Source organism: Sphingobium psychrophilum (assembly GCF_012927105.1).
Taxonomy (GTDB): domain Bacteria; phylum Pseudomonadota; class Alphaproteobacteria; order Sphingomonadales; family Sphingomonadaceae; genus Sphingobium; species Sphingobium psychrophilum.
This window is the reverse complement of sequence record NZ_JABBFV010000001.1, coordinates 638,765-657,648: the sequence shown is the minus strand read 5'-3', so window position 1 is coordinate 657,648 and position 18,884 is coordinate 638,765. Positions and strand designations below refer to the sequence as shown.

The following is an 18,884-nucleotide window of genomic DNA, read 5'->3' as shown; positions in this document are numbered from 1 at the left end:
AAATGTCGGCTATCGACATCCTCCAATAAAGAGCCGCCATTCCGCTACCGGCCAATCGTACACCAACGGGGGGTATCTGGCAGCTTACTCCGGGGCGAACTCCTGGGGAATATCGTGGGGCCACATGCGCGCGCCATGGATTACGCGAAGGACGCGCACGGTATCCCCATTGATTTGGTAAGGTGCGATATAAGGCGTGCGCGCGATCACCAATTCGCGCGCGCATTCGATCCGGCCCGGACGCCCGCTATTCGGGAAGTCTTTGAGGCGCTGGGCCGCTGCTTCAATCCGATCGTCCACATCGGCAGCGGCTTGCGGATTATCCTCGGCAATCCAAATGAATATCGCCAGACGATCAGTCGTCGCCCGATTGGACCAAGCGAGTTTCATTGCACCGGCTTGATGCCCTTTCGCGCGTTCGCGCGAAGCTCGGAAAATCGCGCGGAAACCTCGGCGTCGTCAATGTCAGGCCGATCGTCGCCCAGCGCCTCCTGCACCCGCGCCCGGAACCACTGGTCATAGGCTTGCCGCTCTACCAGCAGCTCCATGGGGGCAACGCCCTCGCGTGCGGTGCGGGTCAGAAGGATGCGCACGGCGTCTGATACGGTAAGCCCCATCCGCTCGAACACGGCGGAGGCGCGGTCCTTTACGTCCGAATCGATGCGTGTCTGAATCAGGGCATTATTGGCCATCGGATCACTCCTTGGGCTTTTATGTAATTCAATCGCATGACAATTGCCATCAGGAAACGGCAGTCACGGTGTTACAAGTGCCACCAAAATGTACAAATCGGCACTGAAATGCCGAAAGCGGCAGTGTAGTGCCTACTTCCGGAACTTCATTTCCTATCCACTTGCACACTCCGAAAAACCGAGACAGCATACGCACCGGAGGCATAGCAAAAGACGGCTTGGCGGGTCGTCAACAAGAGGTCCGCCATGGCGTACGACTCGAACAGGTCGATTGCTATCATTTTAAGGGCGAAGCGCCCGCTGCTTGCCCTTGCAAGGCACCGCCCTGCTCTCTCCGGGCAAAAGGCGACCGCCTCTTGCCGCCTGGGGCTACCGATGATCCGCTATGGCTGCCGTCTGCACGAAATCTCCGCCGATCCCCGACATTTGCCGCCGTAGGCCCGCCATAGCCCTATGCGCGCCGATTGCCCCTTGCGGGCTGAGGGACGGCCCGCATTGTTCAACTCTCATGGGGGAAAGGTATAACTGGCGCACGTATGGAATAAGTAGATGTCCAACACCGATCGTATCATTCGATTAAAGACCGTTCTGGCCCGCACCGGGCTTTCCCGTTCAACCATTTACCGCAAGATCGCGGACGGGACGTTTCCCGCTCAAATCAGAATCAGCGTTCATGGCGCTGGCTGGCGGGAGTCGTCCATCGAACGCTGGATGGCCGATCCTGTCAGCTATCGCGAAGAACGGGCCGGGAGCCATGCCCAATGACCGCGCTCCCGCCCCCCGATCCAATCTGCGTCCGCGTTAATGAAGCGGCGCGCATGATCGGCGTCGGTCGCACCAAGCTCTATGAACTGATCGCGGCTGGCGAGGTTGAAACGGTGAAGCTCGGCAAGGCAACCCGTATCACCACCGCCAGCCTGCACGATTTGGTCAGGCGGCAACGCGGAGCGCTGTAGGGTCGGACGCCGTTCCTGCGGCGTCCTTCCCCTTGCCGCTCTATGTCTCTGTGCGGTCGAGATACTCGGCCCAACGCGCCATGAGGCTGCGCCGCTTGTCGAAAAAGTCGGTCCGGCGATAAGCGGCTTCGACCTTGTTGGGCAGCTTGTGCGCCAGCACCTTGTCGGCAACCTCTTTCGGGAAGCGCGTTCGCTCCGCTGCCCAATCGGTAAAGGATGAACGGAAGCCGTGGACCGTTATCCCTGCGATTCCGTCATCTCGCAACAGCTTGGTCATGGTTACGTCGCTGATCGCCTTCTCGCCATTATGTGAGAACACAAGCCCGGTGTCGCTGGTGCGCTCGTTCCAACGCTTGCGCAGCAGCGCAACGACAGGCGCGGAAAGCGGCACGATATGGGCTTCCCGCGCCTTCATGCGCTCGCCGGGAATGCTCCAGATGCCATTATCAAGGTCGAACTCGGACCATACCGCAAAGCGCGTCTCATTCGACCGTACAGCGTTGTAGATGGTAAAGCGCAAGGCATCGCGCCCGGTTGTGGGCGAAGCTCCCGCAAGCTTCTGCATGAGCGCCGGGACTTCGGCATAGGGCATGGCTGCCATATGACCGCGCTTGTCGTTCTGGCGGGGAAGCCCTTTCCGAACGGAGCGGAGTGACACTTCCTCCGGTACCCATCCCTTGACGTGCGCAAAATCCAGAACGACGCTGATGCGCTGGAGGATGCGGCGCGCGGTTTCCGGTATTTCGAGCCAGATTGGCGCAAGCGCCTCGACCACGCAGGCGCTGTCCACTTGGTCTACCGGCTTCTTGCCGATTTTAAGGAAGACGTGCTTTTCGAAGCTGGACAGCCACTTTGCATGATGCCCACCTTTCCAGCCTTCACGCAGCGTCTCATGACAAATTCGAGTCGCGGCCTCGAAGTTGGGCACGATCTTTCGCGCCTTCCGACGCTCGGCGACTGGATCGAAGCCCTCTCGAACACGGCGGCGTAACGCTGTTGCTGCTTCGCGTGCCTCGGCTAGCGATACGTCCAACGCTGATCCCAGCCCGTAGTCACGGCGTTGCCCGTTTCTCTGCATTCGCAGAACCCATGTCCGCGCCCCGCTGTCCTTCACGAGCAGGCAAAGACCTCTGCTATCGGTATGCCGACCAGGCTTCGCGTTCTTCACTTTCAAGGTTGTCAGCGCCATCGGGTTTGGTTCCCTGTTAGGGAATTTTTCGCCTCGGTTCCCACATTATGAGGCCAAAAATCGTCCCACTTTCGTTCCCACATTTCGACGTGGATTCAGGCAAATGAGGGCGACCGACCGCGAACATACTGCAATATAAATTGCTGATTTTACAGTGGACTTGGGGACGCTCTGAACCTGCCTGATACGAAAGTTTTAGCGCCTCCTCCGCTACCAAATATCATCCCAACGATAGATAACGCCCTTGCCTCCCGCCCAAAAGCGCGCCAATCACCGGCGCAAACAGGGCAAAGAGGATAGTGGGCGGATGAGCTATTATGACGTTCTGATCGTGGGCGCGGGTCATGCGGGCGCGCAGGCGGGGATCGCGCTGCGGCAGGCGGGCTTTGAAGGATCGATCGCGATGATCGGCGACGAGCAATATCCGCCCTATGAACGTCCGCCGCTGTCCAAGGAATATTTTGCAGGCGACAAGAGCTTCGACCGCATCCTGATCCGCCCCGCAACCTTCTGGGGCGAACGCAATATCGACATGCTGCTGGGCCGGCGGGTGAAGAGCGTCGATCCGGTCGGCAAGTTCGTGACCGCGGGCGACGAGGAGATCGGTTATGGCAAGCTGATCTGGTGCACCGGCGGCAGCCCGCGGATGCTAACCTGCAACGGCGCGGACGCGCATAATGTCCATGCCGTGCGCCGCCGCGACGATGTCGATGCGATGATGGCCAAGATCGACAGCATCAACCATGTGACCATCATCGGCGGCGGCTATATCGGGCTGGAGGCCGCGGCCGTCCTGTCCAAGTTCGGCAAGACCGTCGTGCTGCTGGAAGCGCTGGACCGGGTGCTGGCGCGCGTCGCGGGCGAAGACTTGTCACGCTTTTACGAGGCCGAGCATCGTGCCCATGGCGTCGACCTGCGCACTGGCGCGCGGATGGATTGTATCGAGGTGACCGACGGGAAAGCGACCGCCGTGCTGATGCAGGATGGCGAGCGGATCGAAACCGACATGGTAATCGTGGGCATCGGCATCATCCCCGAAACCGGGCCACTGATTGCGGCGGGCGCGACGGGTGGCAATGGCGTGGACGTCGACGAATTTTGTCGCACCTCGCTGGACGACATCTATGCCGTGGGCGATTGCGCGGCCCATGCCAACCGCTTCGCCGGCGGCGCGCAAATGCGGCTGGAATCGGTGCAGAACGCCAACGACCAGGCGAAGGTCGCGGTGGCGCATATCATGGGCAAGGAAGACGCCTATGACGCCGTCCCCTGGTTCTGGTCGAACCAATATGATCTGAAGTTGCAGACGGTGGGGCTGTCCACCGGTTTCGATCAGGCGATCCTGCGCGGCGACACCGCAACACGCAGCTTTTCCGTCGTGTATCTCAAGGGCGGCAAGGTGATCGCGCTCGATTGCGTCAACATGGTTAAGGATTATGTGCAGGGACGGGCGCATGTGATTGGCGGCGCGGCGCTGGACGTGGCGCAGTTGGCCGATGCGAGCGTGCCGCTGAAGGAAGTGGGGCTGGCCTGAATGGGGGGGTATGCCGCTTGCTTGCTGAATGCGGCGAGCGGCTTGCGACTATTGCCCAACACGGCAAATAAGGGTGGGTAGCGGAACGGCTGCTATGCACAACAGGCAGGCACAACTATTATCTTGGCTCCCACTTCTGCCCGAACGTGATATCATTTTCGACAAGTCGCTCAAAACGGCAATGAACTGCACCTTTCGGTAAACTCGACATTATAACAATCATGATGCTTTTCCGGTCAGGAAGAAGAATGACGTGATGATTGAGAAGCGACACGATGAAATTTTTCCATTCGACAAACTTTCCAATATCGTACCGTTTTCCACCCGACTTGATGAGATTACTCAAGCTGCCTGCGTGCAGTCCCTCAGAACAGGCTAGATATATTTCCTTGAGTTTTCGGCGATTCGTATCTGTGGAGTCGCCTATCAGAAGATCAGCAGACCCCTTTTCGGTGTCGATGTTTTCTTCCGTTGCCGGCTCAGGGAACGCATCGTTGCTCAATTTTTCCAGTCGTCCGAATAGCGCTTCGGCGTTCCAAGCCTTCATAAAATCCCTAGTACGGAAATCGTCGATTTCATTATGCGCGAGGAGTACCGCGATCCCAATTAGCTCGATGACTTTACGAATTTGTAGATAGGCATATTCGCAATGAATGTAGCCTGCGGGCTTGCCGATGGCGCGCTGTGCCTGCTGAGATTGATCTTCGACCGCATCTAAGCGCTCTTTAACCTCTTCCATAAGCTGAGCATAGAGTTGCGGAAGCATCGAAGCTGGCAACTTAGTCATGCTATATCACCCAACAGATTTTCTGGCATAGTCTTCCAATAACTTGCCGACCGCCGTGCGCCAATGTCTTAAATTGGTCGCTTTCCGACCGTCCGCATTGCCTCTCTCCCCCCTACCCCCGGAACATCGCCTTCATCGCCAGATCCCAAGGCCCGCCGCGATAATGCCATGCAGCGAGGCCCGCGATTGCGAAGGAGCGTGGGCGGAAGTCGGCCGTCAGTTGCGCGGCCAGCGCCTTCGCCACGTCGGGCTTCACCTTGTTCTGGACCGTGACATGGAGGCGCGGGCGGGCCTGGTCTTGGGGGGTCAGCAGGCCGGTGAAGGCGTCGGCCAGTTCATCGCGGATCGCCATCAGGCCGGGACTGTCGATGCGATAGGCGACGCCCTGCCCCAGCGGCATGACGGCGGCGAGCGTCGCCACTGGCGCTGGGCCGCGGCACAGCCCTTTCAGCCGATCCGACAGTTCCGGCAGTAGCGAGGGCGGCAGATGGTGGAACAGCGTGACATGCGCCGACAACATATTGCGCTCCGGCGGGAAATGCGCGCGGCGCAGCCCGTCCGCCCAGGCAAAATCGGCCGCGCCCATCAGCGCCGTGACGATGATCGGGGCGCTTTGTTCCGCTGTCGTCATCTATCTTCCTGTCTGTCGCCATCGGGTGTATGATCTGCGCCTAGCGTCCTGCACGGCGCAGCGGCGCGAGGCAAGGAGTGGGACATCATGGCCACGTCGCGCAGCGTCACGATCATTGGCGTCATCCTGCTGCTTTGGGGGCTGATCGGCATCGCCGCCTTCACCCTGCAATATAGCATGGACCTCGACGCACTGGCGCGGACCGATCCCGCCGGGGCGCGCGCCTTTGCGCTGATGCCCGCCTGGGTGTGGATCGTCTATGCCATCGCCGTGGCGACCGGCACGCTGGGCGCGATCGCGCTGCTGCTGCGCAAGGCGATCGCAGCTTTCCTGTTTCTGATATCGCTGGTCTGCGTGATCGTGCAGTTCGGCTTCACCTTCCTGGGCACCGACCTGCTGGCGGACAAGGGCTGGGCGGTCGCCATCCCCTTCCCCGCGTTCGTCATCGCGGTCGCTGTGTTCGAATGGCTCTATGCGCGATCGCTGGTGGCTAAGGGCGTGTTGCGGTAGAGTGGCCTCATCCGTTCGTCCTGAGTAGCCATTGAGCGAAGTCGAAATGGCGTATCGAAGGATCGCGCGCGGGGCGTGATGCTTCGATACTTGAACAGGTGAACCATCCCCCGGATGGTTCAGGATCGTCCGGGGGACGATCCGACCTGTTCAACTTCGGCTTCGCTCAGCCCCTACTCAGCACGAACGGGGTTGGTTAAAGCTGCGGGCTCCCAACGATATCGTCACAATTCCCCGCGGGCGCGGCGGATTTCGAACCATTTGCGCACATTTTCATTATGCTGCTGGTAGGTATCGGCGAAGATATGGCCGCCCTTGCCGTCGGCGACGAAATAGAGCGCCTTGGTCTGCGCCGGGTGGAGCACCGCCAGGATCGAGAGCCGCCCCGGATTGGCGATCGGCCCCTTGGGCAGGCCGACCATGGCGTATGTGTTGTAATCGTTGACCGCCGCGATTTCCGACTTGCGGATGCGACGGCCGAGCGGCTTGCCGCGCGTGATGGGGTAGATGATCGTCGGGTCGGCCTGGAGCATCATATTGGTGCGCAGCCGGTTGCTATAGACGCCCGCGACCATGGGGCGTTCGGACGGGACGCCGGTTTCCTTTTCGACGATGCTGGCCAGGATGATCGCTTCCCTGGGCGATTTGGCGACGGTTTCGGGCGCGCGTTCGGCCCAAAGCTTCGCCAGCGCCTTGTCCATCGCCGTCTGCATCCGCTTGAGGACGGCGGCGCGCGGCTCGCCCTTGTCGAAGGCGTAGCTGTCGGGCAGCACGCTCCCTTCCTCCGGCACGGGGATGCTGCCGGTCAGTTGGTCGTTCGCCATCAGCCGTTCGTGGACCAGAAGGGACGGCATGCCTTCGGGAATAGTGATGAGCCGGGTCAGCGTCTTGCCGCCCTGCAGGATCGACAGGATGTCGCTGTTGCTGGCACCGGCGGGGATGATAAATTCGCCCGCCTTGATCGACTTGCCCGCGCCGAATATCTTCGCCCGCGTCAGGAAGGCGTCGGCCGAGCGCACCGCGCCCGCCCGTTTGAGCAGCACCGCGGCGTCGGACAGGGTCGATCCTTCCGGCACGGTGATGCTGACATCCTGCTTGGCCGGCCCCTGCTCGCTCCAGCCATAGACGAAGCGAAAGCCGATGAAGGCCGCGACGGCCAGGCCGATCAGCAGGATGATGCCAGCGAGGCGGCGCGTTGGATTGCCTGATCGTTTCGCCATAGCCGTCAGCCTAAGATCAACGTCAGATCGCCTTCATGATGAGCGATGCGTTGGTGCCGCCGAAGCCGAAGCTGTTATTCAGCACCGCGCGCACCTTGCGCTCCTTGGCGACGTGCGGGACCAGGTCCACGCCCTTGCAGCTTTCGCTCGGTTCATCGAGGTTGAGCGTCGGCGGGACGATGCCGTCGCGCATGGCGAGGATGCAGAAGATGCTTTCCACCGCGCCCGCGCCGCCCAGCAGATGGCCGATCGCCGACTTGGTGGACGACATCGACATTGCACCGATCTGATCGCCGAACAGGCGGCGCACCGCGCCCAGTTCCAGTTCGTCGCCCAGTGGGGTAGATGTGCCGTGCGCGTTCACATAGTCGATGTCTTCGAGCGCAAGGCCCGACTTTTTGAGCGCCATCTGCATCGAACGGAACGCGCCAGAGCCTTCGGGGTGCGGCGCGGTGACATGATAGGCGTCGCCCGACAGGCCATAGCCCAGCACTTCGGCATAGATTTTCGCGCCGCGCTTCTTGGCATGCTCATATTCTTCGAGCACGACCACGCCCGCGCCTTCGCCCATGACGAAGCCGTCACGGTTGACGTCATAGGGGCGGCTCGCCTTTTCGGGCGTGTCGTTGAAATTGGTGCTGAGCGCGCGTGCCTGCGCGAAGCCGGCGATGCCGATCGGGCAGATCGCGCTTTCCGCGCCGCCCGCCAGCATGACGTCGGCGTCGTCCATCGCGATCATGCGCGCGGCGTCGCCGATCGAATGGGCACCGGTCGAACAGGCGGTGACGACCGCATGGTTCGGACCCATCAGGCCATATTTGATGCTGACCTGACCGGAGATGAGGTTGATGAGGCGGCCATGAACGAAGTGCGGGGACACCCGGCTTGGTCCCTTGTTCGCCAATACCAGTGATTCGCTTTCGATGCCCGGCAGGCCGCCGATGCCCGACCCGATCGAACAGCCCGCGCGCAGCCGTTCTTCCTCCGACATATTGTCGAGGCCCGCGTCGCGCAGCGCCTGGCTAGCGGCGGAAATGCCGAACACGATGAACAGGTCGACCTGGCGCTGGATCTTGTGATCGACGTCGAACGAAGCATCATAGCCATATTCATGGTCCTTGGGCTTCACTTCGCAGGCGATGCGGCATTTATAATCGGTGGGATCAAAGCGCGTGATCGTCGCCGCGCCGGATTTGGACGCGATGATGTTCTTCCAGCTGGTTTCCACATCCCCGCCGAGCGGGCTGACCATGCCAAGGCCGGTTACGACGACACGACGCATATGCTTGCTCCGAAATATTCCATTTGGCTTCGCGCCGTCCCGTCTAGCCGTTTGCGGCGGACTTGTGAACGGCGCGCCAGATACGAAAAGGCTCCCCACATTCCGGGTTCACCGGACAGGAGGAGCCATTTCCTAACGCGCATGGCGGCCCGGCGCGCGAAGGCGCGGGCCGCAAAACGCCTTACTGCTTGCTGTCGATATAGTCGATCGCGTCCTTGACGGTCGCGATCTTCTCGGCAGCGTCGTCAGGGATTTCGACGCCGAATTCTTCTTCGAACGCCATTACCAGTTCGACGATGTCCAGGCTGTCCGCGCCCAGATCGTCGATGAAGCTGGCGTCCTCGGTCACCTTTTCGGCTTCAACGCCCAGATGCTCGACGACGATTTTCTTTACGCGATCCGCGGTCTCACTCATGAGTGGTCCTTCTTGACTGGTATCGTTGGTGGTCTGAACAACCGTTAAGGCAGCCCTAGTGCCAAGCTCCGATAGAGGCAAGAGGCTAGGTCGCCAAGCCCCCAGATTGCCTGACACGACGATCTGGCCAGAAAAAAAGGCCCATCGCCCCCCGATAACCGTCTGTTTACCAAAATTTCAGCCGCTTATGCCATGGGTGCGGCATGGCCATCGTTTCTTCCCCTGACCCCTTCGTCACGCGCGCGCGCGTCCGGTTGACGGCGATATTGGTGCTGGCGGCGACGGTGATCGGCCTGCTTTATCTCTTCGCGACGGCCCATGGGACGGTGGATTCGCTCGGCCGGCCGCTCGGCACCGATTTTTCCAATGTCTGGACCGCGGGACAGATGGCCGATCATGGCCGTGCGGCGCTGGCCTGGGACTGGCCGACCCATTATGAAGTCCAGAAACAGGTTCATCATGATCCCGCCATCCCCTTTTACGGCTGGCATTATCCCCCGCCCTTCCTGATCATCGCCACCCTGCTGGCGCAATTTCCCTATGTCGCGGCACTGCTGATCTGGCAGGGGCTGACGCTGATGCTGGCTTTGGCGCTGGTGCGGCGCATCCTGCCGGGCGATCGCGACGCGATGCTGGCGGCGCTGGGCGCGCCGGTCGTGCTGGTGTGCCTGGGCCATGGGCAGAACGCTTTCCTGACCGCCAGCCTGCTGGGCGCGGGGATGCTGCTGCTCGACCGGCGGCCGTGGATCGCCGGGATGCTGCTGGGCGCACTGGTCTATAAACCGCAATTTGCCGTGCTGATCCCGGTGCTGATCCTGGCGCGGGGCAATATTCGCGCTTTCGCGTCGGCGGGCCTGACCGTCGCCGCGCTCTGTTTGGTGACGATCGCCATCTGGGGCTGGCCGGTATGGCAGGCGTTCATCGAGTCCCTGCCACTGACCCGGCATATCATCATTGAGGCCGGCGCCACGGGCTGGGAAAAGATTCAGAGTCCCTTTTCGGCCATCCGCCAATGGGGCGGATCGATCCCGCTGGCCTATGGAGTGCAGGGCATCGTCACCGCCATCGCCATCGCGGCCGCCGGACTCGCCGCCCGGCGCGGGTCGATGGAGGTGCGCGGCGCGGCGGCGCTGAGCGCAGCGTTGCTCTGCACCCCCTATGTGCTGGATTATGATTTCGTGCTGCTGGGCGTGGCCATCGCCTTCATGGTGGCGGACATGCGCAAGCGTGGTGCGCTGGCCTGGGAGCCGACATGGCTCGCCTATGCCTGGATCGCCCCGCTGTTCGGCCGATCGCTGTCGGAACTGACGCATGTGCCGGTGAACCTGATCGCCGCCATCGCCGTGCTGGCGCTGGCGATGCGGCGCGCCATCCTGCTGGACGGCGCGCTTCGCCAGGTCAGATCATCGCCATGCCGCCATTCACATGCAGCGTCTGGCCATTGACGTAACCGGCTTCCTTGCTCGCCAGATAGACGACCGCTGCGCCGATATCATCGCCGCTGCCCAGGTCGCCGACCGGGATTTTGGTCAGGATCGCACTCTTCTGCGCATCGTTCAGCGCGTCGGTCATGGCGGAGCGGATGAAGCCCGGCGCGACGCAGTTGACGGTGATGCCGCGACTGGCGAGTTCCTGGCCCAGCGATTTTGACATGCCGATGATGCCCGCCTTCGACGCGCAATAGTTGGACTGGCCGGGGTTGCCGGTGACGCCAACGACCGAGGTGATGGAGATGATGCGGCCGAAGCGCGCCTTCATCATCGGCCTGGCGGCGGCGCGGACCAGGCGGAAGGCGGCTTCCAGATTGACCTGGATCACTTGGCTCCATTCCTCATCCTTCATGCGCAGGATCAGGTTGTCGCGGGTAATGCCGGCATTGTTGACGAGGATGTCGAGCCGGCCGCCCAGCGCTTCGACCGCCTGCGGCACCAGCGCATCGACCGAGGCGGGGTCGGACAGGTTGCAGACGATCGTCTTGTGGTCGCCACCCAATTCGGCGGCAAAGGCCTTGAGCTTGTCCTCATTGCTGCCCGAAAGCGCGAGCGTCGCGCCCTGCGCGGCCAGCGCCTTGGCGATCGACGAACCGATGCCCCCGGAAGCGCCGGTCACCAGCGCGGTCATGCCTGTTAGGTCGAACATATCAGTCTCCTTGTTCTTTTTGGTTCACGCGGAGGCCAGGATCAGGACATCGCCACTGATGCGGTCGGTCTCGACCAAATCCCCTCCGCGTCCTCTGTGCCTCCGCGCGAAAATCAAAAAGCCGCCAGCGCCGCCTCGATGTCGTCCATCGTCACGATGCTGCGCACGGTCGCGTCGGGGGCGATGCGCTTGACCATGGGGCCAAGCACCTTGTCGCCGATTTCCACGAAGTCGGTGACGCCCGCGTCCCACATCGCGGCGACGGATTCTCGCCAGCGGACGCGGCCGGTGACCTGTTCGACCAGGCGGGCCTTGATCTCTTCGCCGTCGGCGATGGGCGCAGCAAGGACGTTGGCGTAGACCGGCAGCAGCGGCGCGTTGATGGACGCCTTGGCCAGCGCCTGGGCCATAACATCGGCGGCGGGCTGCATCAGCGGGCAGTGGAAGGGGGCGGACACGGGCAGCAGCACTCCGCGCTTGATGCCATGGTCCTTCACCATGGCGATGGCGCGCTCGATCGCGGCGCGATGGCCGGAAATCACGACCTGGCTGGGATCGTTATCGTTGGCGACGGTGCAAACCTCGCCCTGCGCCGCGGCATCGGCCAGCGCCTGCGCCTTGTCGATGTCCGCGCCCAGCAAGGCCGCCATCGCGCCTTCGCCCACCGGCACGGCCGCCTGCATCGCCTGACCGCGCAGCTTGAGCAGGCGCGCGGTGGTGGTGATGTCGAACGCTTCGACGGCGCACAGCGCGCTATATTCGCCCAGGCTGTGACCCGCGACATAATCGCCCTTGTCGGCCAGGGTGAAGCCGCCTTCCTTCTGCATCACGCGCAGCGTGGCGATGGCGTTGGCCATGATCGCGGGCTGGGCATTCTCGGTCAGGGTCAGGTCGCTGTCCGGCCCCTCCACCATGATGCGGAACAGATTCTGCGCGAGCGCGGCGTCCACCTCCTGAAACAGCTCCCGTGCCGCCGGGCTGGCGTCGGCCAGCGCTTTGCCCATGCCGACGGACTGGCTGCCCTGCCCCGGAAAAAGAAATGCCCGCATCGATAATCCCCTGACCAGCAGCGCGTAAAAAAGCGCATAAATTCAAACACGATACACTTTGAGACATAAATGTCATTGAGCCGTACATACCCCTGCGGCAGTCAGGGGTCGGACGTTTCAATCCCCTTTTGCGATCGGGGCAGCGTGGCCGCCCCTTTAACGACGACGGAGTGCAAGGAAAAGGTGCGATATCGCATAAGCTTGATCAGCGGCACGGCGCTCCTCCTGCCTGCGCTTTTGGCCGCCTGCGCGGCGGGGCCGGACTATCGCGCGCCGCAGGGCGCTGCGCTGGGCCTGCCCGCCGCCTACAGCCAGGGCGCCTATAGTCAGGAAGACGCCGCGCCGGTCAGCGATGCCGACCTCGCCCATTGGTGGACGCGGCTGAACGACCCGGCGCTCACCGGCCTGATCGACCAAGCGATCGCCAACAATCTGGACATCGTGCAGGCGCAGGCCCGTTTGCGGCAGGCGCGGGAATCGCTGCGCCAGGCCAATGCCAGCTTCCTGCCGCAGGTCAACGGATCGGGCAGCGGCGGCAAGAATTACCGCAGCCAGGCCGGCGGCACCCGCGTCGACGATAGCGGCAACGTCATCAGCACGGGTGCAAGCAAATGGTCGAGCACCTATTCGCTGGGCGCCAATGCCAGTTGGCAGATCGACCTGTTCGGCGAACTGTCCCGCACCGCGGAAGCCGCGCGGGCGGACCTGGCGGCGTCGGGATACGACCTGGCCAATGTCCGCATGACGATCCTGTCCGAGCTGGCCACCAACTATATCCAGGCGCGGCTGGCGCAGGAACAGTTGCGCATCGCCCGCGAAAGCCAGGCGGTGCAGCGGGACAATTACAACATCGCCAACTGGCGGTTGCAGGCAGGCCTTGTGTCGTCGCTCGATGCCGAACAGGCGCGGGCGCAGCTGGCCCAGACCAATGCGACCATTCCGCAGATAGAGGCGGGCCTGAGGGGCAGCCTTAACCGCATCGCGGTGCTGACGGGCCAGGCGCCGGGTGAAGCGACCCGCGCGCTGGAAACGCCCGCGCCCATTCCCGTCGCCTCCACCCAGATCGCGATCGGCATCCCGGCCGACACGCTGCGCCAACGGCCCGACGTGCGCAGCGCCGAACGGGCGCTGGCCGCCGCCACCGCGCGGATCGGCGTGGCGCAGGCGCAGCTTTACCCCTCGCTCGGCATCAGCGGCAATATCGGCACCACGTCCAATGCGTTCAGCGACCTGTTCAGCCTGATTACCGGCGGCGTCTTCGCCAATGTGGCGCAAACGATCTTCGACGGCGGGCGGCTGCAATCGCAGGTGCGATCGCAAAAGGCCGCGACCGATGCCGCTTTCGCCGCCTATAAGCAGAGCGTTCTCACCGCGCTGGAGGATGTCGAAAATGCCATGGCGCAATTGACCAGCGCCAGCGCGCGCAAGGCCGAGTTCGCCGTCGCTTATGATGCGTCGAACAACGCCGCGATCCTGGCGCGCAGCCAGTATCAGGCGGGATTGACCGACTTCCAGACGCTGTTGACCAGCGAATCCACCCTATTGAACGCGCGCAACAGCCTGGCTTCCGCGCAATCCGACGAGGTTCTGGCCATCGCCCAGTTGTATGATTCGCTGGGCGGCGGCTGGCAGAGCATGGATGGTCGCCCCCCAAATGAGCAAAACAATGAGCAATGATGTGACCAAGGATCAGGATCTTGACGACTTTCTGGGCGCGAAGCCCGAAAAGCCGTGGCGCAAATGGGTGATCCGGGGCGGCATCGGCGTCGTCCTGCTGGTCGCGATCCTTGTGCTGGCCCGTTGCTTCTCCAGCGACGACAAGCCCAATTATGCAACGCGCGAGGTCCGCACCGGCGACCTGACCGTCAGCGTATCGGCCACCGGCAATTTGAAACCCATCAACCAGGTCGATGTCGGGTCCGAACAATCGGGCAAGATCACCGCGGTCTATGTCGACGTCAATGATCGCGTGACCAAGGGACAGAAGCTGGCCGAACTGGACACCCGCCGCCTGGTCGATACGATCAACCAGAACCGGGCGCAGGTCGTGTCTTCGCAGGCCAGTGTCGCGCAGGCGCAGGCGCAGGTCGCCCTGACGAAGGCGACGCTGGATCGGCAATTGAACGTCTTCACCCTGTCGGGCGGCAAGGTGCCAGCCAAGACGGAGATCGACACGGCGCGCGCCAATTATCAGTCGGCGATCGCTACGCTGCGATCGCAACAGGCGCAGGTGGACGTATCGCGCGCGCAGCTTTCGACCGCGCAGACCAACCTGTCGATCGCGCAGATCGTGTCGCCGGTGGACGGCGTCGTGCTATCGCGTGACATCGAACCGGGCCAGACCGTCGCCGCATCGCTGAACGCGCCGGTGCTGTTCACTTTGGCCGAAGATTTGACGCAAATGGAGGTCGAGGTGTCGGTGGACGAAGCTGACGTCGGCCAGGTGAAGGAAGGCCAGAGCGCCACCTTCGCGGTGGACGCCTTCCCCGGCCGCACCTTCCCGGCGAAGGTCACGCGGGTCAATGTCGGGTCCAACAGCGCCAGCACGTCGTCCTCCTCCAGCGCGACGACGACCAGCACGACCGGGACGGTGGTCGCCTATACCGCCGTGCTGACTGTCAACAACAGCGACGAAACCTTGCGTCCCGGCATGACCGCGACGGCCGACATCGTGACGCAGGAGTTGCAGAATGTGCTGCTGGTCCCCAACAGCGCGCTGCGTTTCAAGCCCGTCAGCGCGGCGCAGGGCGGCGGCATCACCAGCGTCCTGCCGGGTCCGGGCCGGATGCGCCGCGGCGGGGCCAAGCGTCAGGTCAATTTCGGCGCGGGCAGCAGCCAGACCGTCTATATCGTCGGCGAAGACGGCAATCCCAAGGCGATGCAGGTGACCGTGGGCGCGAGCGACGGGTCGCGCACCGCCGTCACCGGCGGCGCATTGAAGCCGGGGATGCGCGTCATCACCGGCCAGCTGGCCGCCGGGCAGGAAGCGCCGGCGGAGGACCAGAAGACGGATACGGGCCGCGACGTCAAAAGCGACGACCGCCGCCGCAATCCGTCAGCCGACGGCAGCCCGGCAACGGTCGGCAAGCTGGGCAATTCGGGCGACGCCGCGCCCGAAACCGCGCCGGTTGCGCCGACCAACACCGCGCCCGCCGCGCCATCGTCCGGCGCCGGCCGCCAGAGCGGAAGCTAACCCGCCATGCCGATCGCTGATCCGATCATCTCCCTGCGCGGCGTGACCAAGGTTTACGGCGAAGGTCCGACCGCGTTCCAGGCGCTTAAGGGCATCGACCTGGACATCGCGCAGGGCGATTTCGTGGCGGTCATGGGGCCGTCGGGCTCCGGCAAGTCGACCACGATGAACATATTGGGATGCCTCGACGTGCCATCGGCAGGCACTTTCCTGTTCAAGAACCATCATGTCGAGACGCTGGACCGCGACCAGCGCGCCCTGCTGCGCCGCCGCTATCTCGGCTTCGTGTTCCAGGGGTTCAACCTGCTGTCGCGCACCACCGCGCTGGAAAATGTCGAACTGCCGCTCATCTATCGCGGCGAGGACAAGAAAACCCGCTACGACATGGGCATGGCCGCGCTCGACAAGGTCGGGCTGAAGGATTGGTGGGACCATACGCCGGCCGAACTGTCGGGCGGGCAGCAGCAACGCGTGGCGATCGCCCGCGCCATCGTGACCCATCCCGACGTTTTGCTGGCGGACGAACCGACCGGCAATCTCGATTCGGAACGGTCGGTGGAGATCATGGAATTGCTGACCGACCTCAACAAGAATAGCGGCATCACGGTTTTGATGGTGACGCACGAACCAGACATGGCCGCCTTCGCCCGCACCATCGTCCATTTCAAGGACGGGCTGGTCGAGCGGGTGGAACAGAAGGTGACGGCGTGATGGGGCACGAAGCGAAACCTTCTCCCCTCGGGGGAGAAGGATATGCAGCCTTAGGCGCGGAGCGACTTAGGCGGAGTTGGAAGAGGGGGACGCGCGCGCTGCCCCCTCTCCAAGCGACGCTAGCCAGCAAGCTGGCAAGCTCCGCTATCCTCTCCCCCAAGGGGCGAGGAGCATTGGGATGCTAGGCACCACCATCACGCTCGCTTTTCGTGCGATCAACCGGCACAAGCTGCGGTCTTTCCTGACCACGCTGGGCATCATCATCGGCGTCGCCGCGGTCGTGACCATGGTGACGCTGGGCAATGGCGCGACCGCCGCGGTGCGCGAACAGATCAGCTCGCTGGGTGCCAATGTGCTGCAATTGCGCCCCGGCCAGGGCTTTGGCCGGGGGGGCGGCGGGCCGCGTCCGCCCGATTTCAAGGAACGCGATCTGACCGCGATCGAAAACCAGCTGACCGGCGTGCGCGCGGTCGCGCCGGTGGTGCAGTCGAGCGGCACCGCCATCTATGAAGGCAATAACTGGTCCACCACCGTCTATGGCACCACGTCCGCCTATTCGGAGGTGCAGCAGTGGAAGATTGCCGACGGCCGCCTTTTCCTGTCGGAGGAAGAAGAGGCCGGCCGCCCCGTCTGCATCATCGGCAATACGGTGCGCACCAACCTGTTCCAGGGCACGGAGCCGATTGGCAAGCGGATGCGGATCAAGGGCGTGTCGTGCCAGGTCGTCGGCGTTCTGGCGACGCGCGGCCAAGGCGGCTTTGGCGACCAGGACGATGTCGTCGTCATGCCGATCAAGTTCGTGCAGCGCCGCTTCACCGGCGACCGTGACATCAGCCAGATCATGGTCGCGGTGGACGATGCCTATGACACCAGCACGGTCCAGGCCAGTCTGGAGGAGCTGATGCGCGAGCGACGCAAGATCAAGCCGGCTGCGGAGGATAATTTCAACGTCTTCGACACCAAGCAGATCAGTGACACGCTGACCGGCACCACCACCATCCTGACCCAGATCGTCGGCGCGGTGGCGGCCATCTCGCTGCTGGTCGGCGGCATCGGCATCATGAACATCATGCTGGTATCGGTGACGGAGCGCACGCGGGAGATCGGCATCCGCCTCGCCATCGGCGCGGTCGCGCGTGAGGTGCTGCTGCAATTTCTGGTGGAGGCGATCGTGCTGTCCTGCCTGGGCGGCCTGATCGGGCTGTTCCTGGCGCTGATCGCGACGGCCGCCATCGCCCCGCTAATGCAGGTGCCCTTCCTGTTCGACATCAAGGTCAACATCATCGCCTTCGTCTTTTCCGCCGCGATCGGGGTGGTGTTCGGCTATTTTCCAGCCAGGCGGGCGGCGGCGCTGAACCCGATCGACGCGCTCCGGCACGAGTAACGAATGCGGGTGCGGACCGATGAGGCGCGCACCCAAATCGTTGCCATCGACCGTAACTGAACAAATGTTCAGCTTAAATTTCAAATTGTTACAATTTCCGACAATCTAACCCCGCCCATGACACATCCTCGCGACATGCGCGCCCTATCTCTGTGTTCGACGCCACGGAATGGCGCCCGTAACAAGGCAAAGGAGCCAACCATGTTCAAGAAGATCCTCATCGCCCTGGCCACCACCACGCTGGTTGCCAGCCCCATCGTGTCCGCTCAGGCGCAGGCCCAGAGCCATGGCGTCCAGCATCGCCAGGAACAGACCCGTACGGTCGTGAAGCAAAAGCCCAATGGCCGCACCGTCGTCAAGCAGAAGACCGTCGTCCGCAAAAATGGTAATGCCCAACGCGCCAACGACTATCGTCCCAATCGCAATGCGGTGGTCAATCATCGCTGGGCCAAGGGCCAGCGTTTCGATCGTCGCCAGGCCAATAACTATCGGGTCATCAGCAATTATCGCGGCTATCGCCTGAACGCCCCGCCGCGCGGTTATCAGTGGGTCCAGTCGGGCAATGATGCCGTGATGATCGCCATCACCAGCGGCCTGATCGGCGCCGTCGTCGGCAACGCGATCCGCTAAATCCTTGCCGGCCGAAAGGTCGCACGATGCCCCAGGGGTTCTCTCCCCTTGGGGCATCTTTGCGTCATCGACCATGATCGAGGTTAAATACCCGATATTAAGGGATTATGCCGCATAGGGGCCGAGCCGGGGGGCCATGTCGGGAATGTCGATGTCCTTATATCAGATCATGTATATCAGCACTGTCGTCGGGACGGTCACGCCGCAACAATGCGCGATGATCGCGCAACTGTCCGCGACGAACAATCGGCGGGACGACGTCACCGGGCTGTTGCTGTTCAATTCGCGGCGCTTTTTGCAGGTGCTGGAAGGGCCAAAGGACGCAGTGGATCGGGTCTTCACCCGCATCCATGGCGATCCGCGCCACCGCGCCGTCGTGAAGCTGCGCGAGGGACTGATCGACACGCGGGAATTTGGCGAATGGGCGATGGCGTTCGATGATCCCGCACGCCCTTCGGTCGATCTTAAGGACAAGGTCGCCGCCTTGCTCGTGCAGGCCGGGCCTTCGACCCGCGCGCATTTCATCGGTTCGGCGGACATGCACCGCCCGGCCGCCTGAGCC

The 18,884-nt window shown here is 62.8% G+C and carries 21 protein-coding genes; 11 read left to right on the top strand and 10 right to left on the bottom strand.

Annotation, left to right across the window (positions count from 1 at the left end; all coding sequences use genetic code 11):
* Positions 1–84: 84 nt before the first annotated feature.
* Together HHL08_RS03355 and HHL08_RS03350 are read right to left on the bottom strand one after the other, a co-directional pair.
* Entirely contained in the window at positions 85–390 is a 306-nt protein-coding gene (locus HHL08_RS03355; protein ID WP_169571032.1) for a type II toxin-antitoxin system RelE/ParE family toxin, read from the bottom strand.
* On the bottom strand, positions 387–692 hold the full coding sequence (locus tag HHL08_RS03350; protein WP_169571031.1) for a type II toxin-antitoxin system RelB/DinJ family antitoxin: 306 nt from the start codon (positions 690–692) through the stop codon (positions 387–389). The genes HHL08_RS03355 and HHL08_RS03350 overlap by 4 nt, the downstream gene beginning before the upstream one ends.
* A gap of 549 nt (positions 693–1,241) precedes the next feature.
* On the opposite strand from HHL08_RS03350, the gene HHL08_RS03345 reads away from it, so the two are divergent.
* Both HHL08_RS03345 and HHL08_RS03340 read left to right on the top strand, forming a co-directional pair.
* A complete protein-coding gene (locus HHL08_RS03345; RefSeq protein ID WP_169571030.1) occupies positions 1,242–1,457 on the top strand; it encodes a helix-turn-helix transcriptional regulator in 216 nt (71 codons plus the stop codon).
* Entirely contained in the window at positions 1,454–1,648 is a 195-nt protein-coding gene (locus tag HHL08_RS03340; protein ID WP_096060525.1) for a helix-turn-helix domain-containing protein, read from the top strand. Before HHL08_RS03345 ends, HHL08_RS03340 begins: the two co-directional genes overlap by 4 nt.
* A 40-nt stretch (positions 1,649–1,688) precedes the next feature.
* Here HHL08_RS03340 and HHL08_RS03335 read toward each other — a convergent pair whose 3' ends face one another.
* Positions 1,689–2,837, bottom strand: a complete 1,149-nt coding sequence (locus HHL08_RS03335) for a tyrosine-type recombinase/integrase (protein ID WP_169571029.1) — start codon at positions 2,835–2,837, stop codon at positions 1,689–1,691.
* A 307-nt stretch (positions 2,838–3,144) separates the two neighbouring features.
* Between HHL08_RS03335 and HHL08_RS03330 the strand changes: the two genes are divergently transcribed.
* A complete protein-coding gene (locus HHL08_RS03330) occupies positions 3,145–4,371 on the top strand; it encodes an NAD(P)/FAD-dependent oxidoreductase (protein ID WP_169571028.1) in 1,227 nt (408 codons plus the stop codon).
* Between the two features lie 118 nt (positions 4,372–4,489).
* On the opposite strand, the gene HHL08_RS03325 is transcribed toward HHL08_RS03330, so the two are convergent.
* Positions 4,490–5,158 (bottom strand): hypothetical protein, encoded by a 669-nt coding sequence (locus HHL08_RS03325; RefSeq protein ID WP_169571027.1) that lies wholly within the window; start codon positions 5,156–5,158, stop codon positions 4,490–4,492.
* Positions 5,159–5,270: 112 nt separating this feature from the next.
* A complete protein-coding gene (locus HHL08_RS03320) occupies positions 5,271–5,789 on the bottom strand; it encodes a 2'-5' RNA ligase family protein (RefSeq protein WP_169571026.1) in 519 nt (172 codons plus the stop codon).
* An 87-nt stretch (positions 5,790–5,876) separates the two neighbouring features.
* Here HHL08_RS03320 and HHL08_RS03315 point away from each other — a divergent pair, with 87 nt between their 5' ends.
* Positions 5,877–6,299 carry a sugar transporter gene (locus HHL08_RS03315; RefSeq protein WP_169571025.1) on the top strand — a complete coding sequence of 141 codons (423 nt, stop codon included), beginning with the start codon at positions 5,877–5,879 and terminating at the stop codon, positions 6,297–6,299.
* Between the two features lie 224 nt (positions 6,300–6,523).
* On the opposite strand, the gene mltG is transcribed toward HHL08_RS03315, so the two are convergent.
* The 3 genes from mltG to HHL08_RS03300 all read right to left on the bottom strand — a co-directional run bounded on the left by mltG (position 6,524) and on the right by HHL08_RS03300 (position 9,216).
* Positions 6,524–7,519, bottom strand: coding sequence for an endolytic transglycosylase MltG (gene mltG, locus HHL08_RS03310; RefSeq protein WP_169571024.1), 996 nt, complete (start codon positions 7,517–7,519; stop codon positions 6,524–6,526).
* A 22-nt stretch (positions 7,520–7,541) separates the two neighbouring features.
* Positions 7,542–8,801, bottom strand: a complete 1,260-nt coding sequence (gene fabF / locus HHL08_RS03305; protein ID WP_169571023.1) for a beta-ketoacyl-ACP synthase II — start codon at positions 8,799–8,801, stop codon at positions 7,542–7,544.
* A gap of 181 nt (positions 8,802–8,982) precedes the next feature.
* Entirely contained in the window at positions 8,983–9,216 is a 234-nt protein-coding gene (locus HHL08_RS03300) for an acyl carrier protein (RefSeq protein ID WP_007689016.1), read from the bottom strand.
* Positions 9,217–9,419: 203 nt separating this feature from the next.
* Here HHL08_RS03300 and HHL08_RS03295 point away from each other — a divergent pair, with 203 nt between their 5' ends.
* Positions 9,420–10,661 (top strand): glycosyltransferase family 87 protein, encoded by a 1,242-nt coding sequence (locus tag HHL08_RS03295; protein WP_169571022.1) that lies wholly within the window; start codon positions 9,420–9,422, stop codon positions 10,659–10,661.
* On the opposite strand, the gene fabG is transcribed toward HHL08_RS03295, so the two are convergent.
* Together fabG and fabD are read right to left on the bottom strand one after the other, a co-directional pair.
* Positions 10,615–11,355 carry a 3-oxoacyl-[acyl-carrier-protein] reductase gene (gene fabG / locus HHL08_RS03290; protein WP_169571021.1) on the bottom strand — a complete coding sequence of 247 codons (741 nt, stop codon included), beginning with the start codon at positions 11,353–11,355 and terminating at the stop codon, positions 10,615–10,617. The genes HHL08_RS03295 and fabG overlap by 47 nt on opposite strands.
* A gap of 113 nt (positions 11,356–11,468) precedes the next feature.
* Positions 11,469–12,404, bottom strand: a complete 936-nt coding sequence (fabD, locus tag HHL08_RS03285) for an ACP S-malonyltransferase (protein WP_169571020.1) — start codon at positions 12,402–12,404, stop codon at positions 11,469–11,471.
* Positions 12,405–12,587: 183 nt separating this feature from the next.
* On the opposite strand from fabD, the gene HHL08_RS03280 reads away from it, so the two are divergent.
* The 6 genes from HHL08_RS03280 (at position 12,588) to HHL08_RS03255 (ending at position 18,881) form a co-directional block, all read left to right on the top strand.
* Positions 12,588–14,081, top strand: a complete 1,494-nt coding sequence (locus HHL08_RS03280) for an efflux transporter outer membrane subunit (protein ID WP_169571019.1) — start codon at positions 12,588–12,590, stop codon at positions 14,079–14,081.
* The gene (locus HHL08_RS03275; protein WP_169571018.1) at positions 14,071–15,597 is read left to right on the top strand and encodes an efflux RND transporter periplasmic adaptor subunit; all 1,527 of its coding nucleotides are present in this window, start codon (positions 14,071–14,073) and stop codon (positions 15,595–15,597) included. The genes HHL08_RS03280 and HHL08_RS03275 overlap by 11 nt, the downstream gene beginning before the upstream one ends.
* Before the next feature lie 6 nt (positions 15,598–15,603).
* The gene (locus HHL08_RS03270) at positions 15,604–16,308 is read left to right on the top strand and encodes an ABC transporter ATP-binding protein (protein WP_169571017.1); all 705 of its coding nucleotides are present in this window, start codon (positions 15,604–15,606) and stop codon (positions 16,306–16,308) included.
* Positions 16,309–16,486: 178 nt separating this feature from the next.
* Complete coding sequence (locus tag HHL08_RS03265) at positions 16,487–17,692, top strand: ABC transporter permease (protein WP_169571016.1); 1,206 nt, start codon at positions 16,487–16,489, stop codon at positions 17,690–17,692.
* Between the two features lie 201 nt (positions 17,693–17,893).
* Entirely contained in the window at positions 17,894–18,322 is a 429-nt protein-coding gene (locus tag HHL08_RS03260) for an RcnB family protein (protein WP_169571015.1), read from the top strand.
* Positions 18,323–18,491: 169 nt separating this feature from the next.
* Positions 18,492–18,881 (top strand): BLUF domain-containing protein, encoded by a 390-nt coding sequence (locus HHL08_RS03255; protein ID WP_169571014.1) that lies wholly within the window; start codon positions 18,492–18,494, stop codon positions 18,879–18,881.
* Positions 18,882–18,884 lie beyond the last annotated feature (3 nt).

What these genes read in the sequence shown, in the direction of transcription:
- HHL08_RS03355 (WP_169571032.1), bottom strand. Translation starts at nt 390, where the DNA reads ATGAAACTCGCTTGGTCCAATCGGGCGACGACTGATCGTCTGGCGATA.
- HHL08_RS03255 (WP_169571014.1), top strand. Translation starts at nt 18,492, where the DNA reads ATGTATATCAGCACTGTCGTCGGGACGGTCACGCCGCAACAATGCGCG.
- HHL08_RS03265 (WP_169571016.1), top strand. Translation starts at nt 16,487, where the DNA reads ATGCTAGGCACCACCATCACGCTCGCTTTTCGTGCGATCAACCGGCAC.
- HHL08_RS03320 (WP_169571026.1), bottom strand. Translation starts at nt 5,789, where the DNA reads ATGACGACAGCGGAACAAAGCGCCCCGATCATCGTCACGGCGCTGATG.
- HHL08_RS03345 (WP_169571030.1), top strand. Translation starts at nt 1,242, where the DNA reads ATGTCCAACACCGATCGTATCATTCGATTAAAGACCGTTCTGGCCCGC.
- HHL08_RS03295 (WP_169571022.1), top strand. Translation starts at nt 9,420, where the DNA reads ATGGCCATCGTTTCTTCCCCTGACCCCTTCGTCACGCGCGCGCGCGTC.
- HHL08_RS03300 (WP_007689016.1), bottom strand. Translation starts at nt 9,216, where the DNA reads ATGAGTGAGACCGCGGATCGCGTAAAGAAAATCGTCGTCGAGCATCTG.
- HHL08_RS03260 (WP_169571015.1), top strand. Translation starts at nt 17,894, where the DNA reads ATGTTCAAGAAGATCCTCATCGCCCTGGCCACCACCACGCTGGTTGCC.
- fabD (WP_169571020.1), bottom strand. Translation starts at nt 12,404, where the DNA reads ATGCGGGCATTTCTTTTTCCGGGGCAGGGCAGCCAGTCCGTCGGCATG.
- HHL08_RS03325 (WP_169571027.1), bottom strand. Translation starts at nt 5,158, where the DNA reads ATGACTAAGTTGCCAGCTTCGATGCTTCCGCAACTCTATGCTCAGCTT.
- fabF (WP_169571023.1), bottom strand. Translation starts at nt 8,801, where the DNA reads ATGCGTCGTGTCGTCGTAACCGGCCTTGGCATGGTCAGCCCGCTCGGC.
- HHL08_RS03330 (WP_169571028.1), top strand. Translation starts at nt 3,145, where the DNA reads ATGAGCTATTATGACGTTCTGATCGTGGGCGCGGGTCATGCGGGCGCG.
- HHL08_RS03335 (WP_169571029.1), bottom strand. Translation starts at nt 2,837, where the DNA reads ATGGCGCTGACAACCTTGAAAGTGAAGAACGCGAAGCCTGGTCGGCAT.
- HHL08_RS03315 (WP_169571025.1), top strand. Translation starts at nt 5,877, where the DNA reads ATGGCCACGTCGCGCAGCGTCACGATCATTGGCGTCATCCTGCTGCTT.
- mltG (WP_169571024.1), bottom strand. Translation starts at nt 7,519, where the DNA reads ATGGCGAAACGATCAGGCAATCCAACGCGCCGCCTCGCTGGCATCATC.
- HHL08_RS03275 (WP_169571018.1), top strand. Translation starts at nt 14,071, where the DNA reads ATGAGCAATGATGTGACCAAGGATCAGGATCTTGACGACTTTCTGGGC.
- fabG (WP_169571021.1), bottom strand. Translation starts at nt 11,355, where the DNA reads ATGTTCGACCTAACAGGCATGACCGCGCTGGTGACCGGCGCTTCCGGG.
- HHL08_RS03350 (WP_169571031.1), bottom strand. Translation starts at nt 692, where the DNA reads ATGGCCAATAATGCCCTGATTCAGACACGCATCGATTCGGACGTAAAG.
- HHL08_RS03270 (WP_169571017.1), top strand. Translation starts at nt 15,604, where the DNA reads ATGCCGATCGCTGATCCGATCATCTCCCTGCGCGGCGTGACCAAGGTT.
- HHL08_RS03340 (WP_096060525.1), top strand. Translation starts at nt 1,454, where the DNA reads ATGACCGCGCTCCCGCCCCCCGATCCAATCTGCGTCCGCGTTAATGAA.